Genomic DNA, 15,800 nt, shown 5'->3' with positions numbered 1-15,800 from the left:
CGAGTTCGGGACTGACCTATGATCTCCATGGCCGATATGGTCGGCGTCGCCGCCGCCCTGTGCTCTGTCAGCAGTTTCGCGCCCCAGATTTACAAGATCTGGAAGGAGCGCGACGCCTCCAGCGTCTCGCTCAAGACCTACGCCCTGACCGTGAGCTGCTTCATTCTATGGGTATGCTACGGCCTGCTGACCGAGGCATGGCCCGTGACCCTCGCCAACGGCTGCGCCCTTGTCATGGCCAGCGGCGTCCTGATTATGAAATGGCGCTTTGAACGGAAGGGCTAGGGAGGGCCAACCGCGCTGGATCAATCAAGGTCACGCGGCGGCTCGCCGCCTTCTGTCCGGTATCGGACTCTTCGGTCCTTAAGCGCCATGCCACTACCGCGGTCGGTCGGGTCGAGCCGGCGGAGCCCCTCAGGAACCCGGGTTTCGGGGGCGGGTTGAAAGAAGGTGTCTGACCGGCCTTTCGCTCGATCCGGCGATGAATCAGGGAGATTTCGACATGCCCGCCAAATCCGCAGCCCAGCAGAAGGCGGCAGGGGCCGCCCTGGCCGCAAAACGGGGCGATGCGCCGAAAAGCAAGCTTCGGGGCGCCTCGAAGTCCATGGAGGAAAGCATGACCCGCAAGGAGCTGGAGGAGATGGCTTCGACCCCGCGCGAGGGCAAGCCGGAGCACACGGGCAAGTCGGCGTGACGCCGGGCTCTCTTGTCCTCTTCGCACACCTGGGAGACGCCTGATGACGCAACCGGACAAACCTGCCGAACGCACCGGCCGCGAGGCCGAGAATGAAAATCTGCGCCCGCCGGACCGGGCCGGACAGCCTCCGCGGCCGGCGACTGAACCCAGGGGCTCCAAAGCCTCCGGGCTATCGACCGAAACCCGGACGGATCCGGGCTCGGGCGAGCCCAATCCCCGACACAAGGACAGCCGCTAGCCCAAGTCAGGGGGCGGCCGAGGGCGCGTCCAGCATGGCTTCCAGCGTATGCAGCTCGTCCGCCTCCTTTGCCGGCTTGTCCCAGCGGATGCGGCTGATGCGGGGAAATCTCATGGCCACGCCGGACTTGTGGCGTTTGGACCTTTGCAGGCCCTCGAAGGCAACCTCGAGCACCAGGCCGAACTCGCGCGTCGCCGTGACGGAGCGGACGGGGCCGAAACGCTCGACCGTGTGCTCGCGCACGAACCTGTCGAGCTGTTTCAGTTCTTCATCGGTGAAGCCGAAATAGGCCTTGCCGACGGGAGTGAGGACATGGACGCCGTCGGCATCCTCGGTCCAGACGCCGAAGGTGTAGTCGGAGTAGAAGCTGGAGCGTTTGCCGTGGCCGCGCTGGGCGTACATCAGGACGGCGTCGATCAGACGCGGATCGCGCTTCCACTTGAACCAGGGCCCTCTGGGGCGGCCGGCTTCATAGAGGCTGTCGAGCCGTTTCAGCATCAGCCCCTCCGCCGACTGCGGATCGCCCGGCGGCGGTTCGGCGCGACGGGCCGCCAGGTCTTCCCAGGTCCGGAAGGGAACGAGGGGCGACAGGTCGATGCGGTCTGAGCCGATTTCGGCGACGAAGCCTTCCAGGCGCTTGCGGCGCTCGGCGAAGGGCAGGGCGCGCAGGTCTTCCCCGTCGGCGGCCAGAAGGTCATACGCGCGCACGCCCGCCGGGTGACTGATCATCAGCCTGGCGTCCGCCGTCTTGCGGTTCAACCTTTGCTGCAGATCCCCGAATGGAGCGACCCGAACGTCGCGCAGCACCAGGAGCTCGCCGTCGATGACCCCCTCATAGGCCAAGGCGGCCACGACATCGGGAAAGGCGGCGGACACATCCTCGCCGGTTCGGCTGTAGAGGCGTTTGACGCCCCCTTCGCTGACCGCCTGGACGCGGATGCCGTCCCACTTCCATTCCGCGGCGTATTCGCCGGGGTCCAGCCTGGGCAGGTCGACGGCTTCGTCGATCGGTTGCGCCAGCATGACCGGGCGAAAGCGGCCGTGCGCCATGGCCGAGGGGCGCTCGGTCCTGCCGTCCAGCCAGGCCAGAAGGTCGGCATAGGGCGGGCTCTGGGCGTGCCAGACCTCCTGGATGTCGGCGACCTCGACCCCGCCGAAGTCCGCCGCCGCCTGCCAGGCCAGTCGCGCCGAGACGCCGACGCGCAAACCCCCGGTCACCAGCTTCAACAGAGCCCAGCGCCCGTCGGCGTCCAGGGCGTCCAGCCAGCCTTCCAGCAGGCCCTGAACCTCGCCGCGTTTGGCGGCGCTCAGGGCGTCGATCACCTCGGACAGTTCCGGCTCGCGGTTGGCGCCGTGGCGGGCCGGCCAGATCAGGGCGACGGTCTCCGCCAGATCGCCGACATAGTCGTAGGACAGGCGGAAGAGTTCGGGATCGACCCGCCCCTCGACGACCTGACGGATGACGGCCGGCTTGGCGGCGGTGAAGGACAGGGCGCCCGTCAGGGCGGCCAGGGCCCAGCCCCGGTCGGGATCGGGGGCGTCGGCCAGGTGGTCGCGGATCAGCCGGAGCTTGGCGTTGCGCGAGGCCGTGAAGGACAGCCGGTCGAGCAGGGCGGCGAAGGCGCGCATCAGTCGTCGTCCTCGTCTTCATAGCCGACCAGATGCAGGGCGCGCGCCGTCAGGCCCTGCAGTTCAGCCCAGCGGCGCAGGGCGTCGTCGCGGCCATGGGTGATCCAGGTTTCCTGGGGCGACAGTTCGGTCAGGGTGGCGGTCAACTCGTCCCAGTCGGCGTGGTCGGAGAGGATCAGCGGCAGCTCGACGCCGCGCTGGCGCACCCGCGCCCGCACGCTCATCCAGCCCGAGGCGAAGGCCGTGACAGGATCCGGGAAACGTCGGCTCCAGCGGTCGGCGATGGCGGAGGGCGGAGCGACGATGATGCGCCCGGCGAAGTCGGCCCTTGATCCCGTAGCCGGAGCCAGCGGTCCCAGGTCGACGCCGAAATGCTCATACAGCCGGTTCAGCCGTTCCAGGGCGCCGTGGACATAGATGGTCTCGTCATAGCCCGCCTCGCGCAGCAGCCGGATGAGGCGCTGCGCCTTGCCGAGCGCATAGGCGCCGACGAGATGGGCGCGTTCGGGGAACTGCTGCACCGAGCGCAGCAGCCGTCCGATCTCCTGCGTGTCCGGCGGATGGCGAAAGACCGGCAGGGCGAACGTCGCCTCGGTGATGAAGACGTCGCTCGGCACGGGCTCGAAGGCGGCGCAGGTGGGATCGCGGCGGCGCTTGTAGTCGCCGGAGGCGGTGATGGTCAGGCCGCCCTGACGGACGGTCGCCTGGGCTGATCCCAGAACATGTCCGGCCGGAGCCAGGGAGAGCTCGACGCCGCCGACCTTGAGCCGCTCGCCATAGGAGAGGGCCTGGGTGCGCCCGGCGAAGTCCGCGCCATAGCGCTCGCCCATGATGGCCAGGGTCTCGACCGTGGCCAGGACGGCGCCATGTCCCGCGCGAGCGTGATCGGCGTGACCATGGGTGATGACGGCCCGGTCCACCGGGCGCGGCGGGTCGATGTAGAAGTCGCCCCCCGGGCACCACAGGCCGGCGGGGGTGGGCTGGAGGACAGAGGCGAGACCTTGGCCGGGCGTGGGCATGCGCTTACAGGCGTCTCCTGGTGACGGCCGTCGGCTGCGGCGACAAGCGCGCCGAGGACGGCAAGGGAGAACGCGGCGGGCTCGTCAGCGTTGCGAGGGTCGGGTCGGCGGCCGGGTGGAACGTCGCGAGGGACGAGGACATTAGATCGGCATCCCCTGCGCCGCCCCTGGCCGGGACAGGCGCCACAACGAGGAAGACCCATGTCCGATCGCCTCGCCATGCAGGATCCGCGCAACCAGTATCCCCGACCGCCCTTTCCACGTCAGCCTCAGGCTGAACCCGGCCTGGCGGGCCGGATGATCCCTCGGCCCGACCATGGCGAGGACAGCTATGTCGGACATGGCCGTCTGAAAGGACGCCGGGCCCTGATCACGGGCGGGGATTCCGGCATCGGCCGGGCGACCGCCATCGCCTTTGCGCGCGAAGGCGCAGACGTCGCTATCGGCTATCTGCCGTCCGAGGAGGCGGACGCCGCAGAGGTGGTCGCCCTGATCGAGAAGGCCGGGGTGAAGGCCCTGGCCCTGGCCGGAGACGTCAGGGACGAAGCGTGGAATGCGGCCATGGTCGCGCGGGTGGTGGAGGTTTTCGGCGGCCTGGACATCCTGGTCGTCAACGCCGGTCACCAGCAGTTCCGCAAGGCGGTGTCGGAGGTCTCGACCGAGGATTTCGATGCGACGCTGAAGACCAACCTCTATGCGCTTCACTGGCTTTGCAAGGCCGCCGAGCCCCATCTTCCGCCAGGCGCATCCATCATCACCACCGCCTCGATCCAGGCCTATGAGCCCTCGGACATCCTTCTGGACTACGCCACGACCAAGGCGGGGATCGTCGCCTACACCAAGGCCCTGGCCAGGCAGATGATCGAAAAGGGCGTGCGTGTGAACGCCGTTGCGCCGGGGCCCTTCTGGACCGTGCTTCAACCCAGCGGCGGTCAGCCTCAGGAAAAGGTCGAGCAGTTCGGGGCCCACAGCGCCTTCGGCCGGCCGGGGCAGCCGGTGGAGATCGCGCCGGTCTATGTCCTGCTGGCCTCCCAGGAAGCCAGCTTCGTCACCGGCGAGGTCTGGGGCGTGACCGGCGGGGCCGGCATCGGCTGATCCATAGCCCGGCTGGATTCAGGCGGCCTGCCGCGCTTCATCCGGTCGAAGGGTCAGGACCCGGACGCCGTCGCGGGTGACGGCGACGGTGTGTTCGAACTGGGCGGAGAGCTTGCCGTCGGTGGTGACGACGGTCCATCCGTCGTCCAGGGTCTCGACAGTGCGGCGGCCCTGGTTGAGCATGGGCTCGATGGTGAAGACCATGCCTTCGCGCAGCCTCAAGCCGCTTCCGGGCTTGCCGAAATGCAGGACCTGAGGCGCTTCGTGCATTTCGCGGCCAATGCCGTGGCCGCAGAAGTCGCGGACGATGGAATAGCCGTTCTTCGTTGCGTGCCGCTCGATGGCGTGGCCGATGTCGCCCAGCGTGGCGCCGGGACGCACCGCCCGGATGCCCTTCCACAGGGCCTCATAGGTGGTCTGGACCAGGCGGCGTGCGGGGCGGGCCACTTCGCCGATCAGATAGGTCTTGCTGGAGTCGGCGATGAAGCCGTCCTTCTCCAGGGTGATGTCGAGATTGATGATGTCGCCGTCGCACAGGATTTCGTCCGGTGAAGGGACGCCGTGGCAGACGACCTGGTTGCGCGAGCTGTTGAGCACGAAACCGTAGCCGTACTGGCCCTTGCTGGCCGGGCGGGCCTTCAGGTCATCGACGATGAAGCGCTCGACCAGGGCGTCGATCTGCAGGGTGCTCATGCCCGCCAGTTTCAGGCCGTCCAGATGGGTGAAGACCGAGGCGAGCAGGCGGCCCGCCTCGGCCATGAGTTCGATTTCGGCCGGGGTCTTGGTCATGCGGCGGCCGTCAGGTCCGAGGGAACGAGGCCAGAGGCGTTGATGTCGGCGCCGACGCCGGCGGCCTTCAACTCGCGCGCGGCCAGTTCCTGAAAGGACAGGCCCGGGTTCAACTCGCCCAACATGCCGATCCTGATCCAGAAGGCGGCCTGGGCGTTGATGGACCGGCATGAGGCCTTGCTGGCCCGGCGCAACTGCTCGTGCAGTTCGTCCTCGATGTTGACGATGCCCATGGGCTGATCCTCAATATATGTTTCGTATATGAAGCATATATTTAGGTGTCGGGAAGGGCAAGCGCGCGCGGTGATCCGCCCGCGCGACCCGGGCGCTTCAGACTTCGAAGACGCGGTAGGGCTTGTCGCCGAGGGTGCGCAGGACGGGCAGGGCGACATTATAGACCGGCACCCCGCGCGCGGTGCGGCCTTCCGGGGCGCCGCGGTGGGCATGGCCGTGGACCACCAGCTTGACGTTGTCGTAGCGGTCGACGACCTCGCCGAGACGCGAGGAGCCGAGGAAGGGGTGGATTTCGGGCGGTTCGCCGACCACCGTATCGACGACAGGCGAATAGTGGAGCAGAACCACGCTGCGTTCGGTTCGCAGGGTGCGGATCGAATTCTCGATCAGATTGGCGTCTTCGACGGCCTCCTGGACGAAGTGCTTGATCGAGGCCTCGCCGAACGGGCTGAGCATGTAGCGGCCGAAGCCGCCGACGAAGCCCTTGCCGCCGGCGAACCCCACCCCCTCGATCTCGTAGGACTCTCCGGTCAGCATCTTGACCCCGGCCTCCGACATCAGGCGCGACACCTCCTGGGGCTGTCCGCACTCATGCTCATGATTGCCCAGGACGCCGACCATGGGGATGCGGCAGGCGCGCAGGTCTTCCAGCAGGTTCTCGACCTCCGCGGTCTTGCCGAAATTGACCAGGTCGCCGCACAGGCACAGGACGTCGGCCTCTTCATGGACCTGGTCGAACAGGTCGCGGTAGACGCGGTGCGAGGTCTCGCCGACATGCAGGTCGCCGACGGCGGCGATGCGAAGCTTCTTGCCGGGGCCGGCTTCCATGCCGGGCTGCGGCGTCTGGGCGTCTGACGTCTTGGGGTCCGACGTCTGGGGGTCCGACGTGGGGGCCTCCGCTTTGGCGCGCTCAGTAGACGGGGTCATGGCGTTCCTCCAGGCCCTTGCCCACCACGTCGCCGAAGCCCCATTCGGTGATGTCGGCGATATAGTCGCGAGGGCTGAACAGACGCCCGCGACACACCCTGACGCGCGGCGCAGGCAGGTCGACCTGGGCTTCCAGCCGCTCCAGAAGTTCGGTCATCAGCCAGGCCGGCACGAGGCCGCGCTCGGTGGGATAGGCGAAGCGGAAGTTGAGCAGGTGGGCCATCAGGACCTCCCAGTAGAGGTCCATCTGGTCCAGCATGGACTTCCAGTCGATGGCGTCGGACTGCTTGAGGATGACGTGGTTCACATCGGCCCCGTCATAGCGATAGCGATCCTGGATGAAGACCTTGGACAGGATCAGGGCCGTGGGCGGGGTGATGGTCACCTCGTGGCCGTAGACCGTGATCCGGTCCTCGCCAAACCAGCTGTCCGACACCGCGATGGTCCCGTTCGACATGGCGAAGATGACGTCGAAGAAGTGTTTGTCGTCCTTCCACACCTTGGCGATCCAGCGCTCGTCCTCGACATCCGTCCGATAGCCGCGGGCCTGGAAGTAGGCGAGGATACGCGGGTAGTCGCCGGGTTTGCAGAAGACGTCCAGGTCCTTGGTCGGACGGCGGATGCCGGTATAGGCCGTGACCGCATAGGTGCCTGAAAGCAGGAAGGGCACGCCGGATTCCTTCAGCAACCTCAGGCTTTCCTCGTAGAAGGCCATGGCCTCGGGCGGCGGTTCAAAGGCGGGATCGGCGACCGTGTCGGACATGTGAGCGTGGGTTCCTGAACAGGGCAGGGGAACGAAGCCACGAAGGCTTGGGTTCCGCCGCGCCCCGTTGGGAACGGAGTTGAACAGGTCGCTCAGGGCCCCGCGGCGAACTGGCTTCCCCTGTCGCTGCAAGGTAGCCTCAGCCTGGCGTAGCGTCGGTAGGGCGCGGCCGTCCGATCGAAACGACGCTGCACGGATGGAAGACGTGTGAACCATCTCACGGCCAGGCAGTTAGCCTAAGCTAGGCATTAGGGAGAGGGTGGCATGGGCATCCATGGACTATCGCGCGGATGGGGTCGACCTCTGCATCGTCTGCTGCTGGCGTTTCCGATCGGCCTGTTCACCTTCGCCCTGTTTATGGACATCGCCTATCTGAAGACCGCCGAGATCCAGTGGACGAACTTCTCGGCCTGGCTGATCACCGGGGCCCTGGTGTTCGGCGGGATCGCCGGCGTCTTCTCCATCGCCGATTTCGTTCTTGGCGCTCGTCGCGGATCGCGCCGGGCCCTGATCCATCTGGTCGCGCTCGCCCTGGCCTGGGTGCTGGGACTGTTGAACGCCTTCAAGCACAGTCAGGACGCCTGGAGCTCGGTCGGCGCTTTTGGCCTGACCCTGTCCATTCTTTGCACCCTGCTGGTCCTCGTCGCCGGCTGGATCGCCTATTCCGCGCGGGAGACCCTCTGATGAAAAAGACCCTGCTCGCCGCCGGCGCCGCAACGACCCTCATGTCGCTCGCCCTGGCCTCCTGCGGAAACTCCAGCGATCCGAAGCTGAACCAGACCGGCGCCGCCCCCGACCTGCCCAGGATCAACGAGACCCTGGTGCCGGCCATGAAGATCAGCCCGCCCGCCGGCTGGAACGGCGAGACGCCGACGGTGCCCCAGGGCTTCACCGTCAGCGCCTTCGCGACCGATCTGAAGATTCCGCGTCAGATGCTGATCCTGCCGAACGGAGACGTCCTGATCGCCGAGGGGCGCGGTGGTCATGCGCCGCGCCTGCGTCCCAAGGACGTGATCGCCGGCTTCATCAAGAAGCAGGGCAACACCAAGATCAAAGGGGGGAACCGCATCACCCTGCTGCGTGACGCCGACAATGACGGCGTTCCCGAACTGCGCGCCGTTCTGGTCGAGAATCTGGATGCGCCCTATGGTCTGGCCTATGTGGACGGCTATCTCTACGTCGCCGAACAGGGCGCGCTGACCCGTTTCGCCTTCCAGCCGGGGCAGACCGGCATCGCGACGCCGGGCGAGCGCGTGACGGCCCTGCCGTCCCGCATCAACCATCACTGGACCAAGTCCCTGACAGTCAGTGCGGACGGGAGCAGGTTCTATGTCGGCATCGGCTCCAACTCCAATATCGGGGAAAGGGGGCTGGCTGTGGAGGAGGAGCGGGCGGTGGTCTGGGAAATCGACCGCGCAACCGGGGCGCGTCGCACCATCGCCACCGGCATCCGCAACCCGACCGCCCTGGCGATCGAGCCCACGACCGGTCTTGTCTGGTCGGTGGTCAATGAGCGCGACGAACTGGGCCCGCAGCTGGTGCCCGACTATCTGACCCAGGTGCGTGACGGCGCCTTCTATGGCTGGCCCTACAGCTACTGGGGCCAGAATATCGATCCGCGCGTGAGGCCGCAGAACCCGGACATGGTCGCCAAGGCGGTCAAGCCCGACTACGCCCTGGGGTCTCATGTCGCCGCGCTCGGCCTGGATTTCGCGCGTAACGGGGGCTTCGGGGGGCCGTTCGCCGACGGCGCCTTCGTCGGCATGCACGGCAGCTGGAACCGCGAAGATCCCTCCGGCTACAAGGTCGCGTGGGTGGCCTACAACGGCGGCCGTCCTGTCGGTCGGCCCGTCGATTTCGTCACCGGCTTCCTCAAGGGCGGCGAGGCGCGCGGCCGCCCTGTCGGCGTGGCCTTTGATCCGTCCAAGAGGATTCTTCTGGTCGCCGACGACCTGTCCAACACGGTCTGGCGGATCGCGCCCTCGCGCTGACAAGGCCAGGATCGCCGGCATGTTTGAACCGTCGCCGTCCTGGGTCGTTAGCCGACCATGACGATCACGCCCTGGACGCCCTACTGCGGACCCGCGCCCGACCCTGCGGATGTTCTGGGACGTTGGAACGGCGATCCCGTACTTCTCACGGGTCTGGGACTTCTCGTCGCGTGGGGCGTGTTTGGGGCGATAAAGAACCGTTCCGGGGCGCGCGCCCTGCTGGGGGCGGCGGGCGTCTTGGTCGTCGTCTTCATCTCGCCCCTCTGCGCCCTGAGTTCAGCCCTGTTCACGGCGCGCACCCTGCATCACCTCCTGCTCCTGTTCGCGGCGGCACCCTTGCTCGCCCTGAGCCTTCCGCGCCTGAAGGCGCCGCGTCTGGCGATGGCGACCGCGGTTCAGGCCATGGTCTTCTGGGCCTGGCACACGCCGGATCTCTATGCCGCGGCCCTGTCGAGCGACGCCGTCTACTGGCTCATGCAGGTGACGATCCTCGGCAGCGCCGTCTGGTTCTGGGCGGCCGTGCGGGCCTCCAACGTCCCCGCTGCCGTCGCGGGTCTATTGGCGGCCATGCTGCTGATGGGGCTGCTGGGGGCTCTGCTCGTCTTTGCGGGGGAGCCGCTCTACGCGCCGCATTTCGCCACGACCCTGGCCTGGGGCATGACCCCGCTTGAAGACCAGCAGGCGGCGGGCCTGATCATGTGGGCGCCGGCGGCGGCGGCCTATCTTCTGGTCGCCCTGTGGCGGGTCGCCGGCCTGTTCCAGAGGCGCGAGACGGCGCGCCCGGCATGATCGACCGGCTGATCGCGCAGGCGCTGGAGTGGGCGGCCGGCCATCATGACGAAGGCCGGTATTCCCCTGTCGCCATCGTCTTCCACTGGAGCATGGCGGGCCTGGTCTTCTTCCAACTGGGCTGGGGCTGGTGGATGGGCCGGCTGTCGGTCGGCGGGGCCAAGGTCGCGGCCTATGAGATGCATTTTGCGGTGGGGGTCCTGATGCTTCTTCTGGTCATGGGACGGCTGTCCTGGCGGCTGATGGCGCCCAATCTGATCAATGACGCCGACAAGCCGGGGTGGGAGAGCGTCGCCGCCCATTTCACCCACTATGTCTTCTACATCTGCCTGTTCGGCCTTCCCCTGTCGGGGTGGGCGATGATCTCGGCGACGGCGCGTGACACCCCGTTGATGGCGGCGGGCGTCGTGCCCTGGCCGCTGCTGCCGTTGCAAAACCTGTCCAACACCCAGCTTTGGGCGATTGAAGCCGTCGCCGAGTGGATGCACTGGGCCATGGTGGCCGCCCTGTTGCTGATGATCCCGATCCACGCTGGAGCGGCGCTCAAGCACCATCTGATCGATCGGGACGACGTGTTTCACGCGATGCTGCCGGTCGTGCCGCAGCGGCGACCGAAGCGGACGCGCTGGCAGAGGCGCTGGCGGGCCCTGGAGAAGCGGGTCGGCCGGACAGCCACCGGGCTATGGCGCGGGCTTCTTCGTCCGTCAGCCGTTGAACGGCGGCGGCCATGACGCCCCGCGGGTCGTTGCGGCGCCGGCCCGATTTCCAGCGATCGATCTGCTCCAGCGTATAGGCGGCGGGCTGGCCCGCGACGGCCGGCTGGCCTTCGCCCGCGCCCTGGCCTGCGGCGCCGTGGCAGGCGGAGCAGGCGGTGATCCCGCGGCCGGCGTCTCCGGTGATCCAGATGGGCGGGGGGGAGGCGGCGGGCCCAGGCCGCGCCTTGTCGTCCGCGGGCAGACCGGCGTACCAGGCCGCGACGGCGCGACGGCTGTCCTGGTCCAGACCCCGGGCGACCCGCGTCATGACGTCGTCGGGACGCCGGCCGCCGGCGTAGTCCTCCATCTGCTTTTGCAGATAGCCCTGATCGAGCCCGGCCAGGCGCGGCGCCGCATCCCGGTCGCCTTGGCCATCCAGCCCGTGGCAGGTGAAGCAGGCGTTGCCCGCCCCGCCGGGGCCGCCGCTCATGGCGATCATTTCGCCTGACGCGGAGAAGGCCCGGTCCGTCACCCCTGGCGTGGCGTCGCAGGCGGCGAGCGACAGGAGCAGGGCCAGCAGAGGGAGCGGAAGGAGGGGAGGAGGGGCGCGCACCCTGTTCCAACACCGGCATATGGCGCCGGTTCCGGCGCGGAACCCCCGGCCTCCCGGCGGATTGGTTCTGGTGAAGCTGGAAAGGGGCGGAATGCGATCATGTACGGACGATGCGGACCATAGGGGCCTCGCTGCTGGCCGCGGTGCTGTGCACCGCCGTGACGGCCTGCGCCGACAAGGCGGATGCGCCGCGGTCCCTGGCCCAGGCCGATCCGGCCGAAGGGTTGAAGCTCATCGAGCGCTCCGGCTGCGCCACCTGTCATGTCATTCCCGGGGTGTCCTGGCCCAGGGGACGGACCGGAGGCCCTCTGGCGGGCGTGGCGGCGCGCCCCCTGATTGCGGGCCGGCTCCCCAACCAGCCCGATGTCATGGTCCGGTTTGTCCGCGACGCCCCGTCCTTGCTGCCCGACATTGGAATGCCGGCCATGCCCTTGAACGACACCGAAGCCCGCGACGTGGCGGCCTATCTCTATACCCTCGATGACGGCTGAAACGCCCGCCATGCTGAGCGGCTGGCCGCCGCCGGTGCTGGATCCGGCCGGCCCCTTCGCCGGGCCGGTCACAACGGTCGCCTGGGTCCTGTTCGTCATGGGGGCGGTCGTGCTGGCCGTGGTCCTGGTCGCGCTCGGCCTCGCCCTGTTCGGGCCGCGGTCCTGGAAGCGGCGGGTGGCGAGCGAGAGGCTGGTGTGGATCGGCGGACTGGTCTTTCCCGTCATCGTCCTGAGCGGCCTGCTGCTGTACGGGCTCAGCGTCACAGCGCGGCTGTCGGATGCGCCGCGGGCCGGCGAGATGCGAGTGCGCGTCACCGGCGAGATGTGGTGGTGGCGGGTCGCCTATCTCGACGGCGAGGGCCGCGAGATCCTGCAGGACGCCAACGAGGTTCACATACCCGCCGGGCGCCCGGTCGTGCTGGAACTGGAAAGCGCCGACGTCATCCACAGCGTCTGGATCCCGCGCCTGGGCGGAAAGACCGACATGATCCCCGGCCGTCGCAACTTCATGCGTCTGCAGGCAGACGAGCCGGGCGTCTACGCTGGCCAATGTGCGGAATACTGCGGCGGGCCCCACGCCCTGATGGGACTGGTGGTGGTGGCGCACGAGCCAAAGGCCTTCGCCGCCTGGCGCGAGAAACAGAAGGGGCCTGCGGGTCCTTCCTCCCTGCCTGGCGCTGAGGTGTTCAGCGCCTCCGGCTGCGGCGCCTGTCACACCATCCGGGGCACCGAGGCCAATGGTCTGGCCGGGCCCGACCTGACCCATGTGGGGTCACGCCAGACCCTGGGGGCCGGCGTCCTGCCCAATAACCGGGGCACGATGGCGGGCTGGATCGCCGACAGCCAGGGCATCAAGCCCGGCAACCGCATGCCCGCCTATCCCGTGTTGACGGGGCAGGAACTGCGCGACGTCTCCGCCTATCTGGAAGGCCTGAAATGACGTCGGAAACGGGCTTCGACGTCGGCAAGTACGATCGTTTTCCGACCACGGAGCCCAGACCCGAGGGCGAGCTGGAGCAGCTTGAGCAGGCCTGGTGCGGGCCGCGGTCGCCCTGGGAATGGATCACGGCGACCAACAACAACATCATCGGCGTCTACTATGTCGGCGCCGCCATGCTCTTCTTCGTGCTGGCGGGGGTGCTGGCCCTGCTGATGCGGACCCAGCTGGCCCTGCCGATGACCGGCTTCCTGCCTCAGGAGACCTACAACCAGATCTTCACCATGCACGGCACGGTGATGATGTTCCTGTTCGCCGTGCCGGCGGTCGAGGCCCTGGGGGTGCTGCTGTTGCCGCAGATGCTGGGGGCGCGAGACCTGCCGTTTCCGCGCCTGGGAGCCTACGCCTTCTGGGCCTATCTGATCGGCGGCCTGGCCTTCTTCTGCTCCCTCTTCTTCGGCCTGGCCCCGGACGGGGGCTGGTTCATGTATCCGCCCCTGACCAGCACGACCTATTCGCCGGGGATCAACGCCGACTTCTGGCTCCTGGGCATCGGCTTCATCGAGATCTCTGCCATAGCCGGGGCCATCGAGATCATCGTCGGGGTGCTGAAGACACGGGCGCCCGGCATGACCCTCGACAAGCTGCCGATCTTCGCCTGGGCCATGCTGATCTTCGCCTGCATGATCATCATCGCCTTCCCCTCCATCATTCTGGCCACCCTGCTGCTGGAGCTGGAAAGGGCGCTGGGCTGGCCCTTCTTCGATCCACTCAAGGGCGGCGATCCCATGCTGTGGCAGCACCTCTTCTGGTTCTTCGGCCACCCGGAGGTCTACATCATCTTCCTGCCTGCGGCGGGGGCCATGTCGACCATCATCCCGGCCATGGCGCGCACGCCGCTGGTCGGACACCCCCTGGCGGTCATGGCCATGCTGGCGACGGGCTTCATCAGCTTCGGCGTGTGGGCGCACCACATGTTCACCACCGGCATGCCGCAGATCTCGATCAATTATTTCAGCGCCGCCTCCATGGCCGTCAGCGTGCCGGCGGGCATCCAGGTCTTCGCCTGGATCGCCACCATGGCGGCGGGGAGGATGCGCTTCTCGACCCCGGGTCTTTTCGCCACGGGCGGGTTGGTAATCTTCGTCATGGGGGGACTGTCCGGCGTCATGGTGGCCATGGTCCCCTTCGACTGGCAGGCCCACGACAGCTATTTCATCGTCGCCCACCTGCATTACGTCCTGATCGGCGGGATGGTCTTCCCCCTGTTCGCGGCCATCTACTACTGGCTGCCCATGTCCAGCGCCCGGCCGTTGAGCGAGCGGTGGGGGCGTTGGATTTTCTGGCTGATGTTCGCCGGGCACAACATCACCTTCATGCCCATGCACCTGACGGGGCTGATGGGGATGCCGCGGCGGGTCTACACCTATCTGCCGGACCGCGGCTGGGACCTGCCCAACCTCGTCTCCACGCTCGGGGCCTTCATGTTCGGGCTGGCGGTGCTGCTGTGGGTCGTCGACATGGTCCGCAATTACCGACCCTTTGGCCCGCGCGAGGCCGGCAATATCCACGGCGGTCCCGGTCTGGAATGGCTGCCCAGCGGCTTCTATTCGGTGCGGTCGATCCCGGTGGTGAAGAGCCTCTATCCCTTGTGGGAACAGAAGGGGCTGGCCAAGGACGTGGCGGCGGGCCGCTACTTGCTGCCGGGGGCGGCCCGGGGCGAGCGCCAGACCCTGGTCACCAGCCCATTGAACGCCGAGCCGCAGTATGTGCTGCGGATCCCGAGGCCATCGGCCTGGCATGTTTTCGGGGCGGTCTTCACGGCGGGCTTCTTCCTGATCCTGACCATCCAGGCCTATGCGGCCGCCGTCGTCAGCGGGGTTCTGGCGATCTATTGCATCATGCACTGGTGCTGGTTCCTGGACGCGCCTCATGCCCGCAAGACGACCGACATCGGAGCGTCGATCCGCGTGCCCAACTATGTGTCAGGTCCGTCCAGCCACGGCTGGTGGGCCATGGTGATCGTCCTGATCGTCGGCGGCATGGTCTGCCTGCTGGCCGGCTTCTCCTATGTCTTCCTGTGGAGCCGACGGCCGGACCTGTGGCAGACCCCGCCGGCCATCAGTTCGCTCATGGCGTCGGTCAGCCTGCTGGTCGTGGCCGGGCTTTGCGCCGTCGCGGCGCCGCGGGCCGTGCGAATGGCGCGCGCGGGGGCGGTTTCGGCTGCAGCGGGCCTGCTGGTGCTGGCCTGCGTGGCGGCGATCGCGGCGATGTTCCTGGAGGGCAGGGCGTGGTGGGCGAGCGGCCTGCGGCCGGAGGCTTCCAGCCAGGGTGCGTCGGTCTACGCCCTGTTGAGCTGGGCCGGGACCTTCGCGGCCATTGGCGGCTTGATGGGCCTCTACGTCATGCTGAGGCGCCTGTTCGGCCGCCTGGCGGCTGAACGCCCTTCGACGGTGGACCTGATCAGCCTCTTCATGGCCTTCACAGCAGCCCAGGCGATCGGCGTCATCCTCCTGGTCCGCCTCTTCCCGGGCGGCGGGGCATGAGGCGCTGGTTGAGGATGACCGGCGGCCTGCTGATATGGGCCGTGCACTTCGTCGGGGTCTATCTGATTTCCAGCGCCGCCGACGTCTGGTCGTCCACTGAGGCCGGGAGCGCGCGCTGGATAGGACTGGCCTTCAGCATCGGCTGTCTGCTCTGCGTCATCGCCCTGGCGGTCTGGCTCGTCCGGGGAAGGCGCGTGGGCTCCCGCGCTGAGGCGTGGGAGCGTCGCGTGGGCCTGACGGGGGCTCTGGTCGCCGGGATCGGCGTCTTGTGGCAGACGGCGCCGCTGGCCTTCTGACCCAGGGTTTACGGCCACGCTGTACCTCTTCGTCATTGGAACGTATCATGA

General features: G+C 67.8%; 17 protein-coding genes and 1 pseudogene. 11 read left to right on the top strand and 7 right to left on the bottom strand.

All coding sequences use genetic code 11. The features are described 5' to 3' along the window. Positions 1-27 precede the first annotated feature (27 nt). Both IFE19_RS09740 and IFE19_RS09735 read left to right on the top strand, forming a co-directional pair. On the top strand, positions 28-285 hold the full coding sequence (locus IFE19_RS09740) for a SemiSWEET family sugar transporter (protein ID WP_207821835.1): 258 nt from the start codon (positions 28-30) through the stop codon (positions 283-285). A 217-nt stretch (positions 286-502) separates the two neighbouring features. After that, positions 503-694: a DUF3008 family protein gene (locus tag IFE19_RS09735; protein ID WP_207821833.1), complete on the top strand. Its 192-nt coding sequence runs from the start codon at positions 503-505 to the stop codon at positions 692-694. Positions 695-941: 247 nt separating this feature from the next. On the opposite strand, the gene IFE19_RS09730 is transcribed toward IFE19_RS09735, so the two are convergent. Continuing rightward, a complete protein-coding gene (locus tag IFE19_RS09730; RefSeq protein WP_207821831.1) occupies positions 942-2,564 on the bottom strand; it encodes a cisplatin damage response ATP-dependent DNA ligase in 1,623 nt (540 codons plus the stop codon). After that, on the bottom strand, positions 2,564-3,583 hold the full coding sequence (locus IFE19_RS09725) for a ligase-associated DNA damage response exonuclease (RefSeq protein WP_207821829.1): 1,020 nt from the start codon (positions 3,581-3,583) through the stop codon (positions 2,564-2,566). Before IFE19_RS09725 ends, IFE19_RS09730 begins: the two co-directional genes overlap by 1 nt. A 201-nt stretch (positions 3,584-3,784) precedes the next feature. Here IFE19_RS09725 and IFE19_RS09720 point away from each other — a divergent pair, with 201 nt between their 5' ends. Next, complete coding sequence (locus IFE19_RS09720) at positions 3,785-4,678, top strand: SDR family oxidoreductase (protein WP_207821827.1); 894 nt, start codon at positions 3,785-3,787, stop codon at positions 4,676-4,678. An 18-nt stretch (positions 4,679-4,696) separates the two neighbouring features. On the opposite strand, the gene map is transcribed toward IFE19_RS09720, so the two are convergent. From map to IFE19_RS09700, 4 genes are all read right to left on the bottom strand, one after another. Further along, complete coding sequence (gene map / locus IFE19_RS09715; protein WP_207821825.1) at positions 4,697-5,467, bottom strand: type I methionyl aminopeptidase; 771 nt, start codon at positions 5,465-5,467, stop codon at positions 4,697-4,699. Then, a complete protein-coding gene (locus IFE19_RS09710) occupies positions 5,464-5,700 on the bottom strand; it encodes a ParD-like family protein (protein WP_207821822.1) in 237 nt (78 codons plus the stop codon). Before IFE19_RS09710 ends, map begins: the two co-directional genes overlap by 4 nt. 97 nt (positions 5,701-5,797) lie before the next feature. After that, positions 5,798-6,628: a metallophosphoesterase family protein gene (locus tag IFE19_RS09705; RefSeq protein WP_207821820.1), complete on the bottom strand. Its 831-nt coding sequence runs from the start codon at positions 6,626-6,628 to the stop codon at positions 5,798-5,800. Next, the gene (locus IFE19_RS09700) at positions 6,612-7,391 is read right to left on the bottom strand and encodes a nucleotidyltransferase family protein (RefSeq protein ID WP_207821818.1); all 780 of its coding nucleotides are present in this window, start codon (positions 7,389-7,391) and stop codon (positions 6,612-6,614) included. Before IFE19_RS09700 ends, IFE19_RS09705 begins: the two co-directional genes overlap by 17 nt. 264 nt (positions 7,392-7,655) lie before the next feature. On the opposite strand from IFE19_RS09700, the gene IFE19_RS09695 reads away from it, so the two are divergent. From IFE19_RS09695 to IFE19_RS09680, 4 genes are read left to right on the top strand one after another with little or no spacing between them, the layout of a single operon-like run. Beyond that, positions 7,656-8,075 (top strand): DUF2231 domain-containing protein, encoded by a 420-nt coding sequence (locus tag IFE19_RS09695; protein ID WP_207821816.1) that lies wholly within the window; start codon positions 7,656-7,658, stop codon positions 8,073-8,075. A 41-nt stretch (positions 8,076-8,116) separates the two neighbouring features. Further along, positions 8,117-9,382, top strand: a complete 1,266-nt coding sequence (locus tag IFE19_RS09690; protein WP_428979966.1) for a PQQ-dependent sugar dehydrogenase — start codon at positions 8,117-8,119, stop codon at positions 9,380-9,382. Between the two features lie 57 nt (positions 9,383-9,439). Further along, on the top strand, positions 9,440-10,171 hold the full coding sequence (locus tag IFE19_RS09685) for a cytochrome c oxidase assembly protein (RefSeq protein WP_207821812.1): 732 nt from the start codon (positions 9,440-9,442) through the stop codon (positions 10,169-10,171). Next, positions 10,168-10,902: a cytochrome b gene (locus tag IFE19_RS09680; RefSeq protein WP_207821810.1), complete on the top strand. Its 735-nt coding sequence runs from the start codon at positions 10,168-10,170 to the stop codon at positions 10,900-10,902. The genes IFE19_RS09685 and IFE19_RS09680 overlap by 4 nt, the downstream gene beginning before the upstream one ends. Here the strand turns inward: IFE19_RS09680 and IFE19_RS18110 are convergent. Further along, positions 10,898-11,356: pseudogene (locus IFE19_RS18110) on the bottom strand (c-type cytochrome); the annotation flags it as partial. The gene IFE19_RS09680 and the pseudogene IFE19_RS18110 overlap by 5 nt on opposite strands. Before the next feature lie 233 nt (positions 11,357-11,589). On the opposite strand from IFE19_RS18110, the gene IFE19_RS09670 reads away from it, so the two are divergent. Genes IFE19_RS09670 through IFE19_RS09655 form a run of 4 tightly spaced genes read left to right on the top strand, consistent with a single transcriptional unit; the run spans position 11,590 to position 15,749 of the window. Then, positions 11,590-11,970: a c-type cytochrome gene (locus IFE19_RS09670; RefSeq protein ID WP_207821808.1), complete on the top strand. Its 381-nt coding sequence runs from the start codon at positions 11,590-11,592 to the stop codon at positions 11,968-11,970. Continuing rightward, positions 11,960-12,910, top strand: coding sequence for a cytochrome c oxidase subunit II (gene coxB, locus IFE19_RS09665; RefSeq protein ID WP_207821806.1), 951 nt, complete (start codon positions 11,960-11,962; stop codon positions 12,908-12,910). The genes IFE19_RS09670 and coxB overlap by 11 nt, the downstream gene beginning before the upstream one ends. Continuing rightward, positions 12,907-15,453, top strand: coding sequence for a cbb3-type cytochrome c oxidase subunit I (locus tag IFE19_RS09660; protein ID WP_207821804.1), 2,547 nt, complete (start codon positions 12,907-12,909; stop codon positions 15,451-15,453). Before coxB ends, IFE19_RS09660 begins: the two co-directional genes overlap by 4 nt. Continuing rightward, positions 15,450-15,749 (top strand): hypothetical protein, encoded by a 300-nt coding sequence (locus tag IFE19_RS09655; RefSeq protein WP_207821802.1) that lies wholly within the window; start codon positions 15,450-15,452, stop codon positions 15,747-15,749. Before IFE19_RS09660 ends, IFE19_RS09655 begins: the two co-directional genes overlap by 4 nt. Positions 15,750-15,800: the final 51 nt, after the last annotated feature.

Source organism: Brevundimonas pondensis (genome assembly GCF_017487345.1).
In the GTDB taxonomy this organism is placed as follows: domain Bacteria; phylum Pseudomonadota; class Alphaproteobacteria; order Caulobacterales; family Caulobacteraceae; genus Brevundimonas; species Brevundimonas pondensis.
Note: the sequence above shows the minus strand (reverse complement) of the source record. Positions and strands in the feature narration are given on the sequence as shown.